The following is an 18,292-nucleotide window of genomic DNA, read 5'->3' as shown; positions in this document are numbered from 1 at the left end:
GCCATGAAGATCTGTAACAACGAGCGCAAGGCCCTGGCCTTGCTCCTTGGCGTGTCCGCGCTGATCCTGCTCCTCGGCCTGGGTTCGCGTGAGCTGTGGGGCCCCGAGACGCGCTGGGCCAACATCGTTCTGCAAATGCTGCAAAGCGGCGACTATTTCGATCCCTACCTCAAGGGCAGCCCCTACTACGACAAGCCCCTGCCGTCCTACTGGCTGATCAGCGCCAGTACCTGGCTGACGGGCGGGCTGGGCCACTGGTCGCTGCGCCTGTCCTCAGTAGTGGCCGGCTGGTTGAGCATCTGGCTGGTGTACCTGCTCGGCGAGCGACTGTTTCAAAAGGGCACCGGGCTGATCGCCGGCTGGATGCTGGCCACCACCTTCTATTTCGCCTTCTGGGCGCGGGTGGCCACCGCCGACATCCTCACCGTCTGCGGTGTACTGGCGGCGGTGTGGTGGTACTGGCGCGGGCCGGAGGACACCCGCCTGGGGCGCTATTGCGGTTTTTTTCTGCTGCTGGCGCTGACCTCGCTGTTCAAGGGCCTGATCGGCTTTGTCCTGCCGGGGCTGATCCTGCTGCCGCACCTGCTGAGCCAAGGGCGCTGGAAACGCCATTTGAACCTGCGCCTGGGCCTGGCGCTGCTGCTAGGCGCAGCCGTCTATATGGTGCCGTTCGCCCTCTCGCACTGGTATGGCGCGCCAAGCACCGGCAAGAGCGGCCTGAGCCTGGTATTTCGCGAGAACGTGGTGCGCTTCTTCGACCCGTTCGACCATATCGGCCCCCTCTACACCTACCTGATCTACCTGCCGGCCTACACCCTGCCCTGGGCGCCGTGCTGGGCGCTTGGCCTCTGGGTAGCGGCGCGGAACTGGCGCCAATTGCAGCCCAACGAGCGCTGGCTGGTCTGGGCCCTGGGCCTGTTGTTCCTGTTCTTCACCGCCAGCGGTAGCCGCCGCAGCTATTACGTCCTGCCACTGGTGCCCTTCGCCCAGTTGCTGGGCGCCTGGTGGCTGAACCGGCATCTGCTGCAGCGACGGTCCAGGGGCCAATCCAGCGACCGGCGCTGGGCCCTGGGCTTTGCCAGCGCGGCGCTGCTGCTGCTGGCGCTGCTGGGGCTGGCCTATCCCTGGAGCAATGGCGGTGGCGGCGTGATGCGCTTTGCCGAGCAGGTCAAGGCCGAGGCGAGCCGGATCGCGCCCTGGGATCAGTGGCGCATGGTCATGGTCGAGGTGGACAACAAGCTGCCGATGTACCTGCAAAACCAGGGCGCGCCCTTCTACTACGTGGCCGAAACCGAGGATTTCCCGCGCAGCGGCAGCAGCGCAGAGTTCATGGCCTGGCTGGAGCGGACCAGCGGCCAGCACTGGGACCCGCAGCGCACCCTGATCTTCGTCCAGCAGAAGCGTGATGAACCGCGGATGCTGGAGTACCTGGGCAAGGATCATCAGGTGCTGCGTACCCTGCCCACCAATGGCGAGCGCCTGGCGAAGAAGTCCGCAGACGGCAACCTGGTCTTCATCCCCCGCGTGCCGGGGGCCTGAAGCGTGAGTGCGCCGCCAGCCAGGGAGCGGCGGCGCAGCAACTGCCGGCTAGCGGCAGATCAGAGATTCAGCACATTGACGAAACGCGGCGTGGCGCTGTCGTCGATACGCAGGCTGTTGAAGTCGAACAGGTTGCGGTCCGCCAGCTGCGAGGGGATCACATTCTGCAGGCCACGGAAGATGCTCTCGGTTCGCCCAGGGCTCTTGCGCTCCCATTCCTGGAGCATTTCCTTGACCACCTGGCGCTGCAGGTTCTCCTGGGAGCCGCAGAGGTTGCACGGAATGATCGGGAACTGCTTGAGGTCGGAATAGGCCTGGATGTCCTTCTCGTTGCAGTAGGCCAGTGGCCGGATCACCACGTTGCGCCCGTCATCGGCCAGCAGCTTGGGCGGCATGGCCTTGAGCGAGCCGTTGTAGAACATATTGAGGAAGAAGGTCTCGACTATGTCGTCGCGGTGATGCCCTAGGGCCATCTTGGTCGCGCCGATTTCGTCGGCGAAGGTGTACAGCGTGCCGCGGCGCAAGCGCGAGCACAGCGAGCAGGTGGTCTTGCCTTCGGGGATCAGCTCCTTGACCACCGAGTAGGTGTCCTTCTCGACGATGTGGTACTCGATCCCCAGTTCCTTGAGGTAGGCCGGCAACACGTGCTCGGGGAAGCCGGGCTGTTTCTGGTCCATGTTCACTGCGACGATCTCGAACTTGATCGGGGCCACCTTCTGCAGGTGCAGCAACACATCGAGCATGGTGTAGCTGTCCTTGCCGCCGGACAGGCAGACCATGACCTTGTCGCCGTCCTCGATCATGTTGAAATCGGCGACCGCTTCGCCCGCCAGCCGGCGAAGGCGTTTCTGCAGTTTGTTCTGGTTGACCGTAAGAGTGCCCATGGCGCTTGGAATCCGCGAGGTGTGTGACGAAAAGCCGAGCATTTTACGCAAAAACCCCGGCCCCGTGAAAGCGCCGCACAGCAGCAGGGCCCGGGGCCAAAGCGACAGACAGCCGCGCGATTACCCGCGGGGTTTACAGCGCAATTTGCTCTAAAGGTGCGTACATCGGACGAAAACTCCTCCCTATACTGCGACATAAGGTCGCATGCAATTACAGACCTATACTGACTGTACCACTTGGCTGTAAGCGCTCCGTTGGGGGGCGATGGCAACGATAAAGGAGTGACTGACCATGATTCATCATGTCGTAGGACTCTTCACCCACCCCGATCAGGAATGGCGAGACATCCGTGGCGATGCCGAGGAAAGCATCAGCCATATGTACCTCACCCACACACTGATACTGGCAGCGATCCCGGCCATTTCGGCCTTTATCGGCACCACCCAGGTCGGCTGGGTGATCGGCAACCGCGCCCCAGTGATGCTGACCATGGAAAGCGCGCTGTGGATGACCGTGATGTCATACCTGGCCATGCTTGGCGGCGTAGCGGTGATGGGCGCCTTCATCCACTGGATGGCCCGCACCTATGATGCCAACCCGAGCCTGTCGCGCTGCGTGGCCTTCGCCACCTACACCGCCACTCCCCTGTTCGTTGGCGGCCTGGCGGCGCTGTATCCGCACCTGTGGCTGGGGATGATCGTCGGCACCGCGGCCATCTGCTACACGGTGTACCTGCTATACGTGGGCTTGCCGACCTTTATGAACATCCCATCGGATGAAGGCTTCCTGTTTTCCAGCTCGGTTCTGGCGGTAGGGCTGGTGGTCCTGGTGGCGATCATGGCGTTCACCGTGATTGTCTGGGGCCTGGGCGTCGGCCCCGTGTATACCAACTGACGCCACACCCATAATAATCCGCTGTCTGCCAGCACAGGCCGCCGCAAGGCGGCCTTTCCAATTGGGCCGGGCCCACGACCATTCGGCGCCTCGACGATTCGGTTCAGCCGATGTTTGCGGCATACTCAGCCGCTCTGGAGAGCCGTTAAGCATGCCCGAGCAACTCAATACCCGCGTCGAAGACTGTTTCCTACTCGCTGAATCCTTTTTCAAACGTCCTTTCAAACGCCCGGTGGTCAGCCTCAAGTTGCGTGGCCAGAAAGCCGGAGTCGCCCATTTGCACGAGAACCTGCTGCGCTTCAACCCGCAGCTGTACCGAGAGAACAGCGAGGACTTTCTCAAGCAGACCGTGGCCCATGAAGTGGCACACCTGATCGCCCATCAGCTGTTCGGCGAGCGTATCCAGCCCCATGGCGAGGAATGGCAACTGATCATGCGCGGGGTCTACGAACTGCCGCCCAATCGCTGCCACACCTACGCCGTCAAACGCCGCAGCGTGACCCGCTATATCTACCGCTGCCCTTGCGCCGCGAGCGATTTCCCGTTTTCCGCACAACGCCACAACCTAGTGGCCCAGGGGCGTCGCTACCTGTGCCGGAGTTGTCGACAAACCCTGGTCTACAGCGGCGAAACCCGAGTCGAATAAACTCGCAGGCAGCTCCTAGACGATGACTCGGTCGCGCCGCAGCTGCTCTATGCGTTCGGCGCCGTAGCCCAGCTCCGCCAGCACCTGGTCGGAGTGCGCGCCCAACCCGGGGCCTATGTATCGCGGCGGCGGCAAACCGGCGGAGAACTTCAACGGACAGGCCATCTGCGCCTGCAAGCTGCCATCTTCCCGAGGCACCTGGCTGACCAGTTGGCGCGCTTGCAACTGCGGATGCTGCAGCGCCTCGGCCAGGCTCAATACCGGCTCGACACAGGCATCCAGGCCAGCGAAACGCTGGCACAGCTCGGCGAAATCATGTTTCTCGAACTCGATCTGCAACGCCTGCTTCAGGGCCCGTTGCTGCTCGGGCTGAGGCGATAGCCCCTGGGCCGCCAATTCCGGTCGGCCCAGGGCCTGACACAGCTGCTGCATGAACACCGGCTCCAGGCTGCCCACCGACAGCCAGCGACCGTCGCGACTGCGGTAATAGTCATAGAAGCTGCCGCCATTGAGCACCTGCTGCTCCATCCCCGGCTCCACCCCGCAGGCCAGGTAGCCGGCACCGGCCATGGCGCTCAGGCTGAATGCGCAGTCGGTCATGCTCACATCCACCTGCTGACCCTGACCGCTGTGCTGGCGGGCGATTACCGCCGCCAACAGGCCGATTACCCCATGCAGGGAACCGCCGGCGATATCCGCGGCCTGGATGCCCAGGGGCAAGGGCCCCTGCTCGCGCCGCCCGGTCTGGCTGGCCAGCCCGGACAGGGCCAGGTAGTTGATGTCGTGCCCGGCGCGGTCCTTGTAGGGCCCGGTCTGGCCGTAGCCGCTGATGGACACATAGATCAGCCGCGGATTGAGCGCCTTCAGCGTCTCGTAGCCCAGCCCCAGGCGCTCCATCACCCCGGGACGAAACTGCTCCAGCAGGATGTCGTACTCCTGCACCAGCTGGCGCACCACTGCCAGGCCTTCGGGGTGCTTGAGATCCAGGGCCAGGCTGCGCTTGTTGCGGTTGAGGTAGGCATGGCTGGCGGAAATCCCCTGATCATGGGGCGGCAGCACCCGCACCAGGTCCATGCGGGTCGGCGACTCGATACGCAGCACCTCGGCGCCCATGTCCGCCAGCAGCAGCGAAGCGAAGGGCCCCGGCAGCAGGGTGGAGAAATCCAGTACCTTGAGTGACGCCAATGGCCCTTGCATATGCCCGCTCCCGTTGATTGACCCACCCAGAGTAGGCAGCCGCGTGCCGCGCAACAATCACCACAACGGTCAGCGGCAATGACCGTTGCGCTCAATACCTGGGCAATAAAAAACCCGCCGTAGCGGGTTTTCTATCTTCAGCCAGCCTTACTTGATGCTGGGCGCCGGGCCTTCGGCCACACCCAGGTCATCCGTTTCACGACCGTCGATGATGGCCCGGCCACCGGACGCCAGTTCAGCTTGCAGCTTGTCTTCGTCCAGCTCCTTGACCCACTTGGCGACCACCACGGTGGCCACGGCGTTGCCCACCAGGTTGGTCAGGGCGCGGGCTTCGGACATGAAGCGGTCGATACCCAGGATCAGCGCCAGGCCAGCCACCGGTAGGTGACCCACGGCCGACAGGGTGGCCGCCAGCACGATGAAGCCACTACCGGTCACGCCAGCGGCACCCTTGGAGGACAGCAACAGCACCAGCAGCAGAGTGATCTGATGGGTGATGTCCATATGGGTGTCGGTGGCCTGGGCGATAAACACCGCGGCCATGGTCAGATAGATCGAAGTACCGTCGAGGTTGAAGGAGTAACCGGTAGGAATCACCAGGCCGACCACCGACTTCTTGGCACCCAGGCGCTCCATCTTGATCAGCATGCGCGGCAGGGCCGATTCCGAGGACGAGGTGCCCAGCACGATCAGCAGTTCTTCACGGATGTAGCGAATCAGCTTGACCACGCTGAAGCCGTGGGCGCGGCAGATTGCCCCCAGCACCACCAGCACGAACACCACGCAGGTGATGTAGAAGCAGATCATCAGCTGGCCCAGTTGCACCAGGGAACCGACACCGTAGGCACCGATGGTGAAGGCCATGGCACCCAGCGCACCCAGGGGCGCGAGCTTCATGATCATGTTGATGATGTTGAACATCACATGGGCGAAGCGATCGATGAAGTCCAGCACCGGCTTGCCGTAGGCACCCAGGCGATGCAGGGCGAAACCGAAGATCACCGAGAACATCAGCACTTGCAGGATGTCGCCATTGGCGAAGGCGCCGACTATGGTCGCCGGGATGATGTTGAGGATGAAGCCGACGATGCTCTGATCGTTACCGGCAGTCACGTAGGCCGCGACTTTCGAGGCGTCCAGGGTCGAGACATCGATATGCATGCCGGCACCCGGCTGCACCACGTTGACCACGATCAGGCCGATCAGCAGGGCGATGGTGGAAACGATCTCGAAGTACAGCAGCGCATAGCCGCCGGTCTTGCCCACCGACTTCATGTTCTGCATGCCGGCGATACCGCTCACCACGGTGCAGAAAATGATTGGCGCGATGACCATCTTGATCAGTTTGATGAAACCGTCACCCAGCGGCTTGAGGGCCACGCCGGTCTGAGGATAGAAGTGACCGAGCAGAATGCCGATGGCGATGGCAACGATCACCTGGAAATACAGGGATTTGTACAGTGGCTGACGAGTCGTCATTGCAAAGTTCCTCAAGAGCCCCGCAGTGCAGCTTCCATCGCTGCATACGGCGCCTAACATGCGAACCCTCCTGCGCTGGAGGGATTTGTTGTGTCGAGCTGCGTGCTGGCAGTTCTGCCGGCTCTATCGCAAAGCCCGTGCCACCTTGAGAAAAAGCCCTGCAGGCCTTTAGACATCAGGGGTTCGGGCCGACCTTCGCATCCCTTGCAGAGGGTGAGGCTGGCGGATTTCCGCCCTTTGGCCGAGTCTCGTCCTACAATTTGGCGGATATCCGCCTTGTTCCTTTCCTGGGAGCCTGGCTAAGATCCGCCACTCAACGGACGGACCTGCCTGCATGCGTGAACGCACCATCGCCAGCCACTTTGCCCGCGCCGCCTTGGGCGGGGCGCAACGTCGCGGCCACGATTGGGCACCGCTCCTGCAACAACTGGGCATCAGCCTCGAACTGCTGAACCAGCCCAAGGCGCGCATCGCCCCCGAGCAGTTCACCGCGCTGCTGCAACAACTGTGGCTGGAGCTCGACGACGAATACCTCGGCTTCGGCAACGCTCCCAGCAAGCGCGGGACATTCGCCATGATGTGCCACGCGCTGATCTACTGCCCGACCCTGGAGAAGGCACTCAGGCGTGGATTACTGTTTTATAGCTTGTTTCCGGAAGGGCCGCGGCTAAGTCTGACGCTTGAAGGAGAAATGGCTCGGCTGAGCCTGGACGACTCCGAACTATGGGACCCCGAGCACTTTCTCAGTGAAAGCCTGCTGGTGATCTGGCACCGCCTGGGCAGTTGGCTGATCGGCCAGCGCATCCGCCTGGAGCAGGCCTGCTTCAGCTACCCGAAGCCCGAACACGGCGCGGAATACGACCTGCTCTTCCCCTGCCCGCTGCAGTTCGACGAGCCGCGCAGCAGCCTGCTGTTTCACAGCCGCTACCTGGGCATGCCGCTGCTGCAGGATGAACGCACCCTCAAGCATTTTCTTGAACGCTCACCCGCCGACCTGCTATCCCGCCCGGACGACGGCGACAGCCTCAGCAGCCAGCTGCGGCGCTTGCTCAGCCGGGATCGCGAGCGCTGGCCAGACCTGGAAAGCGTGGCCCAGCACCTGCACATCAGCCCCCAGACCCTGCGCCGCCATCTGCGTGAGGAAGGTTCGAGTTTTCAGGGTTTGAAGGACGAACTGCGCCGCGATATCGCCATCTACCACCTGGGGCGCGCCGACCTGTCGTTGCAACAGATCGCCGAACAGCTGGGTTTTTCCGAGCCTTCGGCCTTTCATCGAGCCTTCAAGAAATGGACCGGCCTGACCCCGGGAGCCTATCGCGCCCGGGAACGCTAGGGCCCCTTACAGCGCCGGAAAGTGAATGCGAAAGGCCGCGCCGCCCAGGGCTGAGTCACCCAGGGTCAACTGGGCGCTGTAGCTTTCAATGATGTCCTTGACCACCGCCAAGCCGATGCCCTGCCCCGGATGCTGGCGATCCAGGCGCTCACCGCGCTGAAGAATCCGCGCCCGCTGATCGGGCGGCACGCCGGGGCCGTCATCTTCCACGCAGATTTCCGAGCCATCGAGGGTCTCGCGCACGCTGATGCGCACCGAGCTCAGGCACAGGCGATAGGCGTTCTCCAGCAGGTTACCGAGCAACTCCAGCAAGGCCCCCTGCTCGATCGGCACATAGCAGCGCTCGGGCAAATCGAACGAGACCCGCACCTGTTTGTCGCGATAGACCTTGTCCAGGGTGTCGCACAGGCTTTGCAGCACCGGCCGTAGCCGCACCTGGTGGCGCACCAGGCCGCTCTTGCGCAGGCTGGCACGTTGCAACTGGTAGCTGATCTGCTGGCTCATGCGTTCAATCTGCGCCTGCAGCACCCAGGCCTGGTCACGGTCCTCGGGACGCTGGGCCATGTCCTCGCTGACCCCTTGCAGCACGGTCAACGGGGTTTTCAGGCTATGGGCCAGGTCATCCAGGGAATCCCGGTAACGGCGACGCTGCTCGCGCTCGCTTTGCAGCAGGCGGTTCAACGAGCCGGTCAGGCGCAGCAGCTCCCGTGGGTGCTCTTCGCTCAGGCTCTGGCGGGTGCCGCTCTCGATCTGGTCCAGCTCCTGGCTCAGGCGCCGCAAGGCCTGCAGGCCCCAGGTCAGCCCCAGCCAGAGCAGTGCCAGGAGCACCAGCAGCGCCGCGCCAAAGCCCAGGTAGAGGTTTTCCCTGACGCCTTCCAGGGTTTGCTGATACTCGCGCACCGGCTGCAAGGCAACGATGCTGAAGGCCGCACTCTTGCCCCCCAGCAGCTTGATCTCGACGTCGTAGACAAAGAATTCCTGGCCGTTGGCCTCGCGAATCCTGGCGAACTCGTTGCCCCGCCCGTCATAGCGCGGCCGATAGTTGATGTTCTCTTCCTGGGTGGCCCGGGAGCGCCAGACCAGATGCCCCTCCCGGTCGTAGATGTAGCCCAGCAGGCGGCTATCGGCGAGGTTGAAACGCTCGTCCGGCAACTGCGCGGGCATCTGCAGGCGATTGTTCTCGATCCGCGCCGCGGAAATCAGCGTGGTGACATCGGAGGCCAGGCGTTGCTCGATGGAATCCTGCAACGCCAGGCTGAATGCGCCCTGCATGGCCGGCAGCAAGGCCAGCATGAACAGCACCGCGAGGAGGGTGGCGGCCAGCATCAGCCGCAGGCGCAGCGAACGAATCATCGGCAGCGCTCATTGAACAGGTAGCCCAGGCCGCGCACGGTATCGATCGGCTTGAAGCCCGAGGGCCCTTCCAGCTTGCGCCGCAGACGCCCGACCAACACCTCGATGACATTCGGATCGCGCTCGTCGTCGTCCGGGTACAGCTGCTCCATCAACCGGTCCTTGGCCACCACCTGCTGATGGTGGCGCATCAGGTATTCGAGAATCCGGTATTCGTAGGCGGTCAGGGCCAAGGGCTGCTCATCCAGGCAGGCCTGCTTGCGATTCAGGTCCAGCAGCAGCGGGCCGGCCACTATGGTCGAGTGGGTAAAGCCACTGGAGCGGCGCAGCAGTGCATTGAGCCGGGCATCCAGTTCCTCGAACTGGAAAGGCTTGACCACATAGTCATCGGCGCCGGCCGCCAGGCCCTCGACCTTGTCCTGCCAGTTGCCACGGGCAGTCAGGATGAGGATCGGAAAGGTCTTGCCTCGGGCGCGCAGCTGGCGGATCAGGTCCAGCCCGCCCATGCCGGGCAGGCCCAGGTCGATCACCGCCAGATCGTGATTGAACTGCTCGGTCTGATACAGCGCCTCCTCGGCGTTGGCCACCGACTCGACCACATGGCCGCTGTCGGTGAGACGGGTTTGCAAGTGATGGCGCAGCAGCGCTTCATCTTCGACAACCAGCAGTTTCATGACGCTCTCCCAGACAACATTCGCTATCCCCAGGGGGCGCTCCTGCGCCCTGATGATCAATATGCCAACGCCGGATCCAGCTCGAGGCGGGATCCGGCGCGGTTCAGGCCAGGTCGCTTTGGTTTAGAAAGCGTAGTTGGCCGACAGGTAGGTCTGGGCGCTGCTGGTCAGGCTCAGCGACCCCTGCTTGCTCCCGCCCCGCTCGCTCATCTCGACCCCGGCATTGCTGCGCAGGTAACGGTAGCCGAGCTCTACCGAGGTGTTCTGTGAAACCTGTTGCAGGACACCGGCCTGCACTCCCACGGCATAACCGATATCGCTGTCGCGGCTGAAGCCCGGGGACTCCTGGGTCAGCTTGGTCAGGCCGGCCGTGGCGCCGCCAAACAGCTGGGTGCTGCTGGTTATCGGCAGGAACCGGTCGTAGCTGCCCAACAGGTTCTGCTGGCGCAGTTTAATCCCATTGTGGCTGCCGGAAACGTAGTCATAGGTGGCGTAGTAGCGGCCCTGGTCGTTCTGCCGACCGAAGCGTGCGCCCCAGGTGTTGTCTTTGCCGATCACTCCATCGGCATTGGGGTGACCGAGGTTGTCGTTGAGTTGGCTGGACTTTTTGACCTTGTCGCTGGTCTGGCCGAAGGTCAGGCCGGCGAAGTTGCTGTCAGCGGCCTGAGCGGCAGCGCTGGCGCCGAGTACGGTAAAGGCGAGGATCAGTTTTTTCAATGAAGTCATAGGAAGTTTCCTTTGTGCTATTGGCTTTTTGGGTGCCGGGCAAGACTAAACAGCAGGCCCTGAACTCCCCCTGAACGCATCCTTAACCTCGCCTGAATCAACCTCGTTCAACCGCCGAATAGGCCGCGCATGGCCATTGTCGTAAGCGCGACTACCCTCCCACGTGGCAACCCGGCACACTAGCGCCCATGAATGCACTCCCCCCTCTTCCCGCTTGCTGCACCCCTCTGGACGCTTCCTGGCCGCTGCCCGAAGCCCTGCCCCACAGCCTCTGGCTCAGCACCCGGTTCGACCCCAGGCAACTAAGTGCGGATGACTTCCCCCGCAGCGGCATCCAGGCGCCACCCAGCATCCAGCGCTCGGTGGCCAAGCGTCAGGCTGAATTCCTCGCCGGGCGCCTGTGCGCCCGGGCTGCCCTGTGGCAACTGCAGCAACTGGACTGGGTGCCCGACATCGGGCCCGACCGGGCACCGATCTGGCCTACCCATATCTGTGGTTCGATTACCCACAGCACCGGACGCGCCGCCGCCATAGTGGCCGACAAGCAACACTGGCGAGCGCTGGGCATGGATCTGGAGCAGCTTCTGGACGAGCAGCGTGCGGCCAGGCTGGCGGAGCAGATCCTCACCCCGGCGGAGCTGCAACGACGCGATCGGTTGCCCCCGGAGCTGCACGCCCTGGCGGTGACCCTGACCTTCTCGATCAAGGAAAGCCTGTACAAGACCCTGTATCCGCTGGTGCAGAAGAACTTCTACTTCGAACACGCCGAAGTGCTGGAGTGGTCCCAGACGGGCCAGGTACGGCTACGGCTGCTGACGGAGCTGTCCGCGGAGTGGCACCAGGGCCGGGAGCTGCAGGGCCAGTTCGCCGTCGACGACGGGCAGTTGCTCAGCCTGATCGCCATCAGGGCCTGACCCAGGAGCTTCAGCGTGGCTCCTGATGTCGCGGCCAGCTCAAGCTGAAGCAGGCGCCGCCCAGGCTCTTGCTCTTGCTGATCAGCGCCCGGCCATCGTGCCAGTGGATGATCCGCCGCACGATCGACAGCCCCAGCCCGTGCCCGCCGGAAGCCCGGGTACGGCTGTCATCCAGGCGCAGGAACGGGGTGAAGATCTTTTCCCAGGCACTTTCCGGTACACCGGGGCCGTCATCCTCCACATCCACCCGACAACGCAATTGGCCCACCTGATAACTGATGGTCACCTGGGATTCGGCATGGCGCATGGCGTTGCTCACCAGGTTCTGCAAGGCTCGGTGCAGATAGCGCGGTTCGGCCTCCACCCAGGTGCCGTCGCACTCCGCGGCTGACAGGCACAGCCCGCGGCGCACCTGCAGTGTGGCCCGCAGCGGCGCCAGTTCGCTGATCACCTGATTGATCAGCGCATCCAGGTCGATGCGCTGGAAGTTCAGGGCCGGCGAACCCTGCTCCAGGCGAGCGTAAGTGAGCATCTCGTCCACCAGCCGATCGAGGTCCTGGATATCGTTGTCCATGCCGTCGAGGTACTTCTGCCGGGCCTGGTCGGTGCTCGCCGAGGCGATCATCTCCAGGCCGAAACGCAGGCGCGCCACCGGCGTGCGCAGCTCATGGGACACCGCCCGCACCAGCTCACGCTGGATCGCCAGCAGCCGCTGCAGATGCTCGGCCATGCCATTGAAGGCCGCTGCCAGGCGCCCCACCGAGTCGGCCCCGCGAGCTGGCACCCGGACCTCCAGGCTGCCCTTGGCAATCCGCGTGGCCGCCGCCTCCAGGCCGCTGACGCGGCGCTCCAGCTGGCGCACCAATAGATAGACGATCAGGCCAATCAGGCTCAGGCCAAGTACGGCAATCAGCACCAGCCATTGCGGCGGATAGGGGTTCATCTGGTACAGCGGGCCGATTTCCAGCACCCAGGGCGTGCCCACCAGGCCGGCGAACACCCGGATCGAATCGCCGCCCTTGCCCAGGGCCATCACCGTATCGCCCTCGGCCACCCGCCGTCGCTGGTCCTCGTCCAAATCGGCGGCGTCGAGGGTCGAAAGATGCATGTCGAAGCCAAACCCCTTGGCCTCCTTCAAGCTCGCCAGGCGCTGCGGCTGCTCGGCCACCGGGTAGCGCACCAGCTCATCGGCCAGCAAATAGATGGTGGCCCGGGCCAGCTGTTCGCTGATCTGTTGCACCTCGGCGCTGAGCAGCAACTGTTCCTTCTCGCTAACCAGGCGATAGACCCGGGCGGCGAAGGGCCCGGTCTGCTCCACCAGCGCTTGGCCCCGCAGTACCTGGCCACGCTGACGGCTGTCCAGATCGACCTGATTGAAGGTCTTCAAACTCAGGGGAATCCCCAGCAAAGGCTCCCAGAGCGCCAGGGCCCGACGCCGCTGGATCTCGCTCATCGGTTGCAGGTTGTCGGCCATCAGGGAAAAGGTGCCGTGGGCCAGGCGCTCGCGATACTGCTCGCTGCGTACCTGGTTCAGCAGGTGCAGGGCCAGCACCCCGAGCAGCGCTACCAGCACCAGCGCGGCGCACATGCCGCCATAGATGCGCAGGAAGATCGAGTTCACAGGGGCAGGTCGACAGCGGCTTCGGGAACGAACAGATAACCCTTGCTGCGGATGGTCTTGATCAGCCGCGGGTGCTCCGGGTCGTCGCCGATCTTCGGCCGGATGCGCGAAATGCGCACATCGATGGAGCGGTCCTGGCCGTCGTAGCCAATGCCGCGCAAGGCGGTGAAGATCTCTTCCCGGGACAGTATCCGCCCGGCATTGACCACCAGCAGCCACAACAGGTCGAACTCGGCGCTGGTCAACTCGATGCCGACATCGCTCAGCCAGGCTTCACGCAGGGCGTTATCCACCACCAGCGGGCCGAACTGCAAGCGTCGGGCTTTCTCCGCCACCAACTCCGGCGCCTCGCTGCGCCGCAGCAGGGCCTGGATGCGCGCCAGCAGCAAGCGCGGGCGCACCGGTTTGCAGACATAGTCGTCAGCCCCCAGATCCAGGCCCATGACCTGGTCCATATCATCGGTACGGGCGGTGAGCATGAGGATAGGTCCGTCATAGCGATCCCGGACCTTGCGGCAGATGCTCAGGCCATCTTCGCCGGGCAGCATCAGGTCGAGGATCACCAGGTCCGGCTGCTCGGCGATGATTCTCGCCGCGGCCCGGGCCCCATCGCCCTCGATCGCTACCTGCAGGCCGTTGCTCTCCAGGTATTCACGGGTCAACTCAGCCAGACGCTGGTCATCCTCGACAATCAGTACCTGCCAGGTTCCCTGTTCCACACTCGACCTCTTCTTATTGTCAGTACTGCCGCGCGAGCAGTTTTCCATCGTTCTGTCATGAAAAAGGTGCATAACCGGACGTGCTGTACACGGCGTGCCGGCGATGCCAGAAACCCGCTCATAACCTGTGGATCACCGCGGATTCTAGCAACCGACACAAGCCCCCGCGCAAGCGGCTAAAACGACTCGGTCAGGGCGTTTTTTTGTGATAGGGTTCGCGCCCGCAAAAATCCGCCCAAGGCAATTTTTTCCCGCAAGAAACAGTGACAAACGGTTTCATCCACTGGGACTGCGGGCTGCGTGAGTTTTACCCAGCCCATGCACAATTTACGCACAAACTTATCCACAGGCAGCACGTTGCATTCAGCCCCCAAAACGCATTATCTTGTAGCCCGGCGGCCAAAAAACCCTATATCTAGGGTTTTCATAAAAAAACCAAACACAAATCAGACAAGAAACTCAAGCCCTTTTCTTGCCCCGTTTGGTGGAACCAATCACTGATTCAGAAGACCAACACCGCGCGTGCGGATGGCATCGTTTTCCACCCTGTCCAGGAGAAAGCGGTACGGGTGTTGCAGCAACCAAGGCTGCCACCCCACCAGGAATAAAAGTGCCGAGCTCAGGCTCGGCACCATGACTTCGGCATGGAAGCGGCGCCAATGGGCCCCTTCCTGAACTGTCCCGAAGTCGTTATGCCCGGCCTCTGCCGGCTGTAGTGCTTCAGGACGGAACGGTGGGCACCCAAAAGGTGCCCAAACAAACATAGAGAACGTGGAGACACCCATGCAAACCGACACAACTCGCGAGAACCCGCAGGCCAATGCGCCGCAGACCACCGATGCCAACCTGGATCTGTCTGCTACCGCACCTGGCCAACTGCGCGTGATCAAGCGTAACGGCACTGTCGTTCCTTACACCGACGACAAGATCACCGTCGCGATCACCAAGGCGTTCCTCGCAGTTGAAGGCGGCACCGCCGCTGCCTCGTCGCGCATCCACGATACCGTGGCGCGCCTGACCGAACAGGTCACTGCGACTTTCAAGCGTCGCATGCCTTCGGGCGGCACCATCCACATCGAAGAAATCCAGGACCAGGTCGAACTGGCCCTGATGCGTGCCGGCGAGCAGAAAGTAGCCCGCGACTACGTGATCTACCGTGACTCCCGAGCCAAGGAACGCGCCAACCGCTCCACCGGCGAAGCACCGGTACAGGCTCACCCATCGATCCGCATCACCCGCGCCGACGGCACTCTGGCACCCCTGGACATGGGCCGCCTGAACACCATCGTCAACGAAGCCTGCGAAGGCCTGGAAGAAGTCGACGGCGAGCTGATCGAACGCGAAACCCTGAAGAACCTCTACGACGGCGTGGCCCTGAAGGACGTCAACACCGCCCTGGTGATGACCGCCCGCACCCTGGTGGAACGCGAGCCGAACTACTCCTTCGTCACCGCCCGCCTGCTGATGGACACCCTGCGCGCCGAAGGCCTGGGCTTCCTCGGTGTCGCCGAAAGCGCCACCCACCACGAAATGGCCGACCTGTACGCCAAGGCGCTGCCGGCCTACGTGGCCAAGGGCATCGAATTCGAACTGCTGAACCCGGTACTGGCCGAGTTCGACCTGGAAAAGCTCGGCAAAGCAATCAACCACGAGCGCGACCAGCAGTTCACCTACCTGGGCCTGCAAACCCTGTACGACCGCTACTTCATCCACAAGGATGGCGTGCGTTTCGAACTGCCGCAGATCTTCTTCATGCGCGTGGCCATGGGCCTGGCGATCGAAGAGAAACAGCGTGAAGACCGTGCCATCGAGTTCTACAACCTGTTGTCGTCCTTCGACTACATGGCCTCGACCCCGACCCTGTTCAACGCCGGCACCCTGCGTCCACAGCTGTCGAGCTGCTACCTGACCACGGTTCCAGACGACCTGTCGGGCATCTACGGCGCCATCCACGACAACGCCATGCTGTCGAAATTTGCCGGCGGCCTGGGCAACGACTGGACTCCGGTACGTGCGCTGGGTTCCTACATCAAGGGCACCAACGGCAAGTCCCAGGGCGTCGTGCCTTTCCTCAAAGTGGTCAACGACACCGCAGTGGCCGTGAACCAGGGTGGCAAGCGCAAGGGCGCTGTCTGTGCCTACCTGGAAACCTGGCACATGGACATCGAAGAGTTCATCGAGCTGCGCAAGAACACCGGTGATGACCGTCGTCGTACCCACGACATGAACACCGCCAACTGGATCCCCGACCTGTTCATGAAGCGCGTCTTCGACGACGGCAAGTGGACCCTGTTCTCGCCATCGGAAGTGCCTGATCTGCACGACCTGACCGGCAAGGCCTTCGAAGAGCGCTACGAGTACTACGAAGCCCTGACCGAGTACAACAAGATCAAGCTGTTCAAGACCGTCCAGGCCAAAGACCTGTGGCGCAAGATGCTGTCCATGCTGTTCGAGACCGGCCACCCATGGCTGACCTTCAAGGACCCGTGCAACCTGCGTAGCCCGCAGCAACACGTGGGCGTGGTCCACAGCTCGAACCTGTGCACCGAGATCACCCTGAACACCAACAAGGATGAGATCGCGGTCTGCAACCTGGGCTCGATCAACCTGCCGAACCACATCGTCGACGGCAAGCTGGACACCGCCAAGCTGCAACGCACCGTGAACACCGCCGTGCGCATGCTCGACAACGTGATCGACATCAACTACTACTCGGTGCCGCAAGCGAAGAACTCCAACTTCAAGCACCGTCCAGTGGGCCTGGGCATCATGGGCTTCCAGGATGCGCTGTACCTGCAGCACATCGCCTACGGTTCCGATGCAGCCGTCGAGTTCGCCGACAAGTCCATGGAAGCGGTCAGCTACTTCGCGATCCAGGCTTCCTGCGACCTGGCCGACGAGCGCGGCGCCTACGAGACCTTCCAGGGCTCGCTGTGGTCCAAGGGCATCCTGCCGCTGGATTCGCAACAGATCCTGATCGAGGCCCGCGGCCAGAAGTACATCGATGTGGACCTCAACGAATCCCTGGACTGGGCACCGGTACGCGCCCGGGTACAGAAAGGCATTCGTAACTCCAACATCATGGCCATCGCACCGACCGCCACCATCGCCAACATCACCGGCGTGTCGCAGTCGATCGAACCGACCTATCAGAACCTCTATGTGAAATCCAACCTGTCGGGCGAATTCACCGTGATCAACCCGTACCTGGTTCGCGACCTCAAGGCTCGCGGCCTGTGGGACTCGGTGATGATCAACGACCTGAAGTACTACGACGGTTCGGTGCAGCAGATCGAGCGCATTCCGCAGGAGCTCAAGGAGCTCTACGCGACGGCCTTCGAAGTGGAAACCAAGTGGATCGTCGACGCTGCCAGCCGTCGCCAGAAGTGGATCGACCAGGCTCAGTCGCTGAACCTGTACATCGCCGGCGCTTCGGGCAAGAAGCTCGACGTGACCTACCGCATGGCCTGGTACCGTGGCCTGAAGACCACCTACTACCTCCGCGCCCTGGCCGCCACCAGCACCGAGAAGTCGACCATCAACACTGGCAAGCTGAACGCTGTTTCCAGCGGCGGCAACCATGCTGATGACTCGGTACTGGCCGCTCCGGCAGGCCCTGCTCCGGTGCCGAAGGCTTGCGCCATCGACGAGCCGGATTGCGAAGCCTGCCAATAAGCTGAACCGACAAGCGCCTTCTGGCGCTTGCCCCAACCCCCGTCGGGCCCCTGGCCTGTCGGGGGTTTTCTTTTGCCGGCGATAAACCCGGGGGAATGGGTTGATCGGCGCACAGTCCGCAAGATACGCAGCCGCTCGAAGGACGTCTTCGCTGGCAAGCCAGCTCCTACGCGGGTCGCGATTTCGGCGGGGCATATTGACCCAGGACCAGACTCTGGAATGCTTTTCTCAGCAAGCCAGCACCTGAAAGACAGGCATGAAAAAGCCCCTCGATGAGGGGCTTTTTTGCAACAGCGCTTCAGCGAACCAGCATCAGGTCATCTGGATGATGGTCTGCATGATGGTGCTCTGAGTGGAGATGGTCTTGGCGTTCGCCTGATAGTTGCTCTGGGCCTTGATCAGGTTCACCAGCTCGTTGGTCAGGTTGACGTTGGACTCTTCCAGGGAGTTGGATTGGATCGCCCCCAGGGTGCCGGTCTTGGGTGCGTCATAACCTGGAATGCCGGAAGAGTAGGTTTCTTTCCACTGGGTGCCGCCCACTGGCTGCAGGCCCTGCTCGTTGGTGAAGCTGGCCAGGGAAATCTGGCCGATCGGCTTGGTCTGCTCGTTGCTGAAGTTGGCCAGCATCACGCCGGTG

15 protein-coding genes are annotated in these 18,292 nt (G+C 62.8%); 6 read left to right on the top strand and 9 right to left on the bottom strand.

Annotation, left to right across the window (positions count from 1 at the left end; translation table 11 throughout):
- Positions 1-3: 3 nt before the first annotated feature.
- Positions 4-1,539, top strand: coding sequence for an ArnT family glycosyltransferase (locus J4P02_RS29045; protein ID WP_426196895.1), 1,536 nt, complete (start codon positions 4-6; stop codon positions 1,537-1,539).
- A gap of 59 nt (positions 1,540-1,598) precedes the next feature.
- Here the strand turns inward: J4P02_RS29045 and ttcA are convergent, their stop codons facing one another.
- A complete protein-coding gene (ttcA, locus tag J4P02_RS29040) occupies positions 1,599-2,423 on the bottom strand; it encodes a tRNA 2-thiocytidine(32) synthetase TtcA (protein ID WP_426196893.1) in 825 nt (274 codons plus the stop codon).
- Positions 2,424-2,715: 292 nt separating this feature from the next.
- Here ttcA and J4P02_RS29035 point away from each other — a divergent pair, with 292 nt between their 5' ends.
- Both J4P02_RS29035 and J4P02_RS29030 read left to right on the top strand, forming a co-directional pair.
- On the top strand, positions 2,716-3,318 hold the full coding sequence (locus tag J4P02_RS29035) for a Yip1 family protein (protein WP_426196891.1): 603 nt from the start codon (positions 2,716-2,718) through the stop codon (positions 3,316-3,318).
- A 151-nt stretch (positions 3,319-3,469) separates the two neighbouring features.
- Positions 3,470-3,964, top strand: coding sequence for a SprT family zinc-dependent metalloprotease (locus J4P02_RS29030; protein WP_426196889.1), 495 nt, complete (start codon positions 3,470-3,472; stop codon positions 3,962-3,964).
- A gap of 15 nt (positions 3,965-3,979) precedes the next feature.
- Here J4P02_RS29030 and J4P02_RS29025 read toward each other — a convergent pair whose 3' ends face one another.
- Together J4P02_RS29025 and J4P02_RS29020 are read right to left on the bottom strand one after the other, a co-directional pair.
- Complete coding sequence (locus J4P02_RS29025; protein WP_426196887.1) at positions 3,980-5,161, bottom strand: CaiB/BaiF CoA transferase family protein; 1,182 nt, start codon at positions 5,159-5,161, stop codon at positions 3,980-3,982.
- Between the two features lie 147 nt (positions 5,162-5,308).
- On the bottom strand, positions 5,309-6,640 hold the full coding sequence (locus J4P02_RS29020) for a dicarboxylate/amino acid:cation symporter (RefSeq protein WP_426196884.1): 1,332 nt from the start codon (positions 6,638-6,640) through the stop codon (positions 5,309-5,311).
- Between the two features lie 334 nt (positions 6,641-6,974).
- Here J4P02_RS29020 and J4P02_RS29015 point away from each other — a divergent pair, with 334 nt between their 5' ends.
- On the top strand, positions 6,975-7,973 hold the full coding sequence (locus J4P02_RS29015) for an AraC family transcriptional regulator (RefSeq protein ID WP_426196882.1): 999 nt from the start codon (positions 6,975-6,977) through the stop codon (positions 7,971-7,973).
- Positions 7,974-7,979: 6 nt separating this feature from the next.
- On the opposite strand, the gene J4P02_RS29010 is transcribed toward J4P02_RS29015, so the two are convergent.
- The 3 genes from J4P02_RS29010 to J4P02_RS29000 all read right to left on the bottom strand — a co-directional run bounded on the left by J4P02_RS29010 (position 7,980) and on the right by J4P02_RS29000 (position 10,726).
- Entirely contained in the window at positions 7,980-9,326 is a 1,347-nt protein-coding gene (locus J4P02_RS29010) for an ATP-binding protein (RefSeq protein ID WP_426196880.1), read from the bottom strand.
- A complete protein-coding gene (locus tag J4P02_RS29005; RefSeq protein WP_426196877.1) occupies positions 9,323-10,000 on the bottom strand; it encodes a response regulator in 678 nt (225 codons plus the stop codon). Before J4P02_RS29005 ends, J4P02_RS29010 begins: the two co-directional genes overlap by 4 nt.
- 123 nt (positions 10,001-10,123) lie before the next feature.
- Complete coding sequence (locus tag J4P02_RS29000; protein ID WP_426196875.1) at positions 10,124-10,726, bottom strand: hypothetical protein; 603 nt, start codon at positions 10,724-10,726, stop codon at positions 10,124-10,126.
- 188 nt (positions 10,727-10,914) lie between these two features.
- Here J4P02_RS29000 and J4P02_RS28995 point away from each other — a divergent pair, with 188 nt between their 5' ends.
- Positions 10,915-11,640 (top strand): 4'-phosphopantetheinyl transferase family protein, encoded by a 726-nt coding sequence (locus J4P02_RS28995; protein WP_426196873.1) that lies wholly within the window; start codon positions 10,915-10,917, stop codon positions 11,638-11,640.
- 10 nt (positions 11,641-11,650) lie between these two features.
- On the opposite strand, the gene J4P02_RS28990 is transcribed toward J4P02_RS28995, so the two are convergent.
- Positions 11,651-13,261, bottom strand: a complete 1,611-nt coding sequence (locus J4P02_RS28990; RefSeq protein WP_426196871.1) for an ATP-binding protein — start codon at positions 13,259-13,261, stop codon at positions 11,651-11,653.
- Positions 13,258-13,980: a response regulator gene (locus tag J4P02_RS28985; RefSeq protein ID WP_426196869.1), complete on the bottom strand. Its 723-nt coding sequence runs from the start codon at positions 13,978-13,980 to the stop codon at positions 13,258-13,260. Before J4P02_RS28985 ends, J4P02_RS28990 begins: the two co-directional genes overlap by 4 nt.
- A 783-nt stretch (positions 13,981-14,763) precedes the next feature.
- On the opposite strand from J4P02_RS28985, the gene J4P02_RS28980 reads away from it, so the two are divergent.
- The gene (locus J4P02_RS28980) at positions 14,764-17,655 is read left to right on the top strand and encodes a ribonucleoside-diphosphate reductase subunit alpha (protein ID WP_426196867.1); all 2,892 of its coding nucleotides are present in this window, start codon (positions 14,764-14,766) and stop codon (positions 17,653-17,655) included.
- Positions 17,656-17,967: 312 nt separating this feature from the next.
- Here J4P02_RS28980 and J4P02_RS28975 read toward each other — a convergent pair.
- On the bottom strand, positions 17,968-18,292 hold a 325-nt coding region (locus J4P02_RS28975), incomplete at its 5' end, for a flagellar hook-basal body complex protein (RefSeq protein ID WP_426196865.1).

The sequence above is a fragment of the Pseudomonas sp. NFXW11 genome (assembly GCF_049887815.1).
Taxonomy (GTDB): Bacteria; Pseudomonadota; Gammaproteobacteria; order Pseudomonadales; family Pseudomonadaceae; genus Aquipseudomonas.
This window is presented reverse-complemented; position numbering and strand designations above follow the sequence as displayed.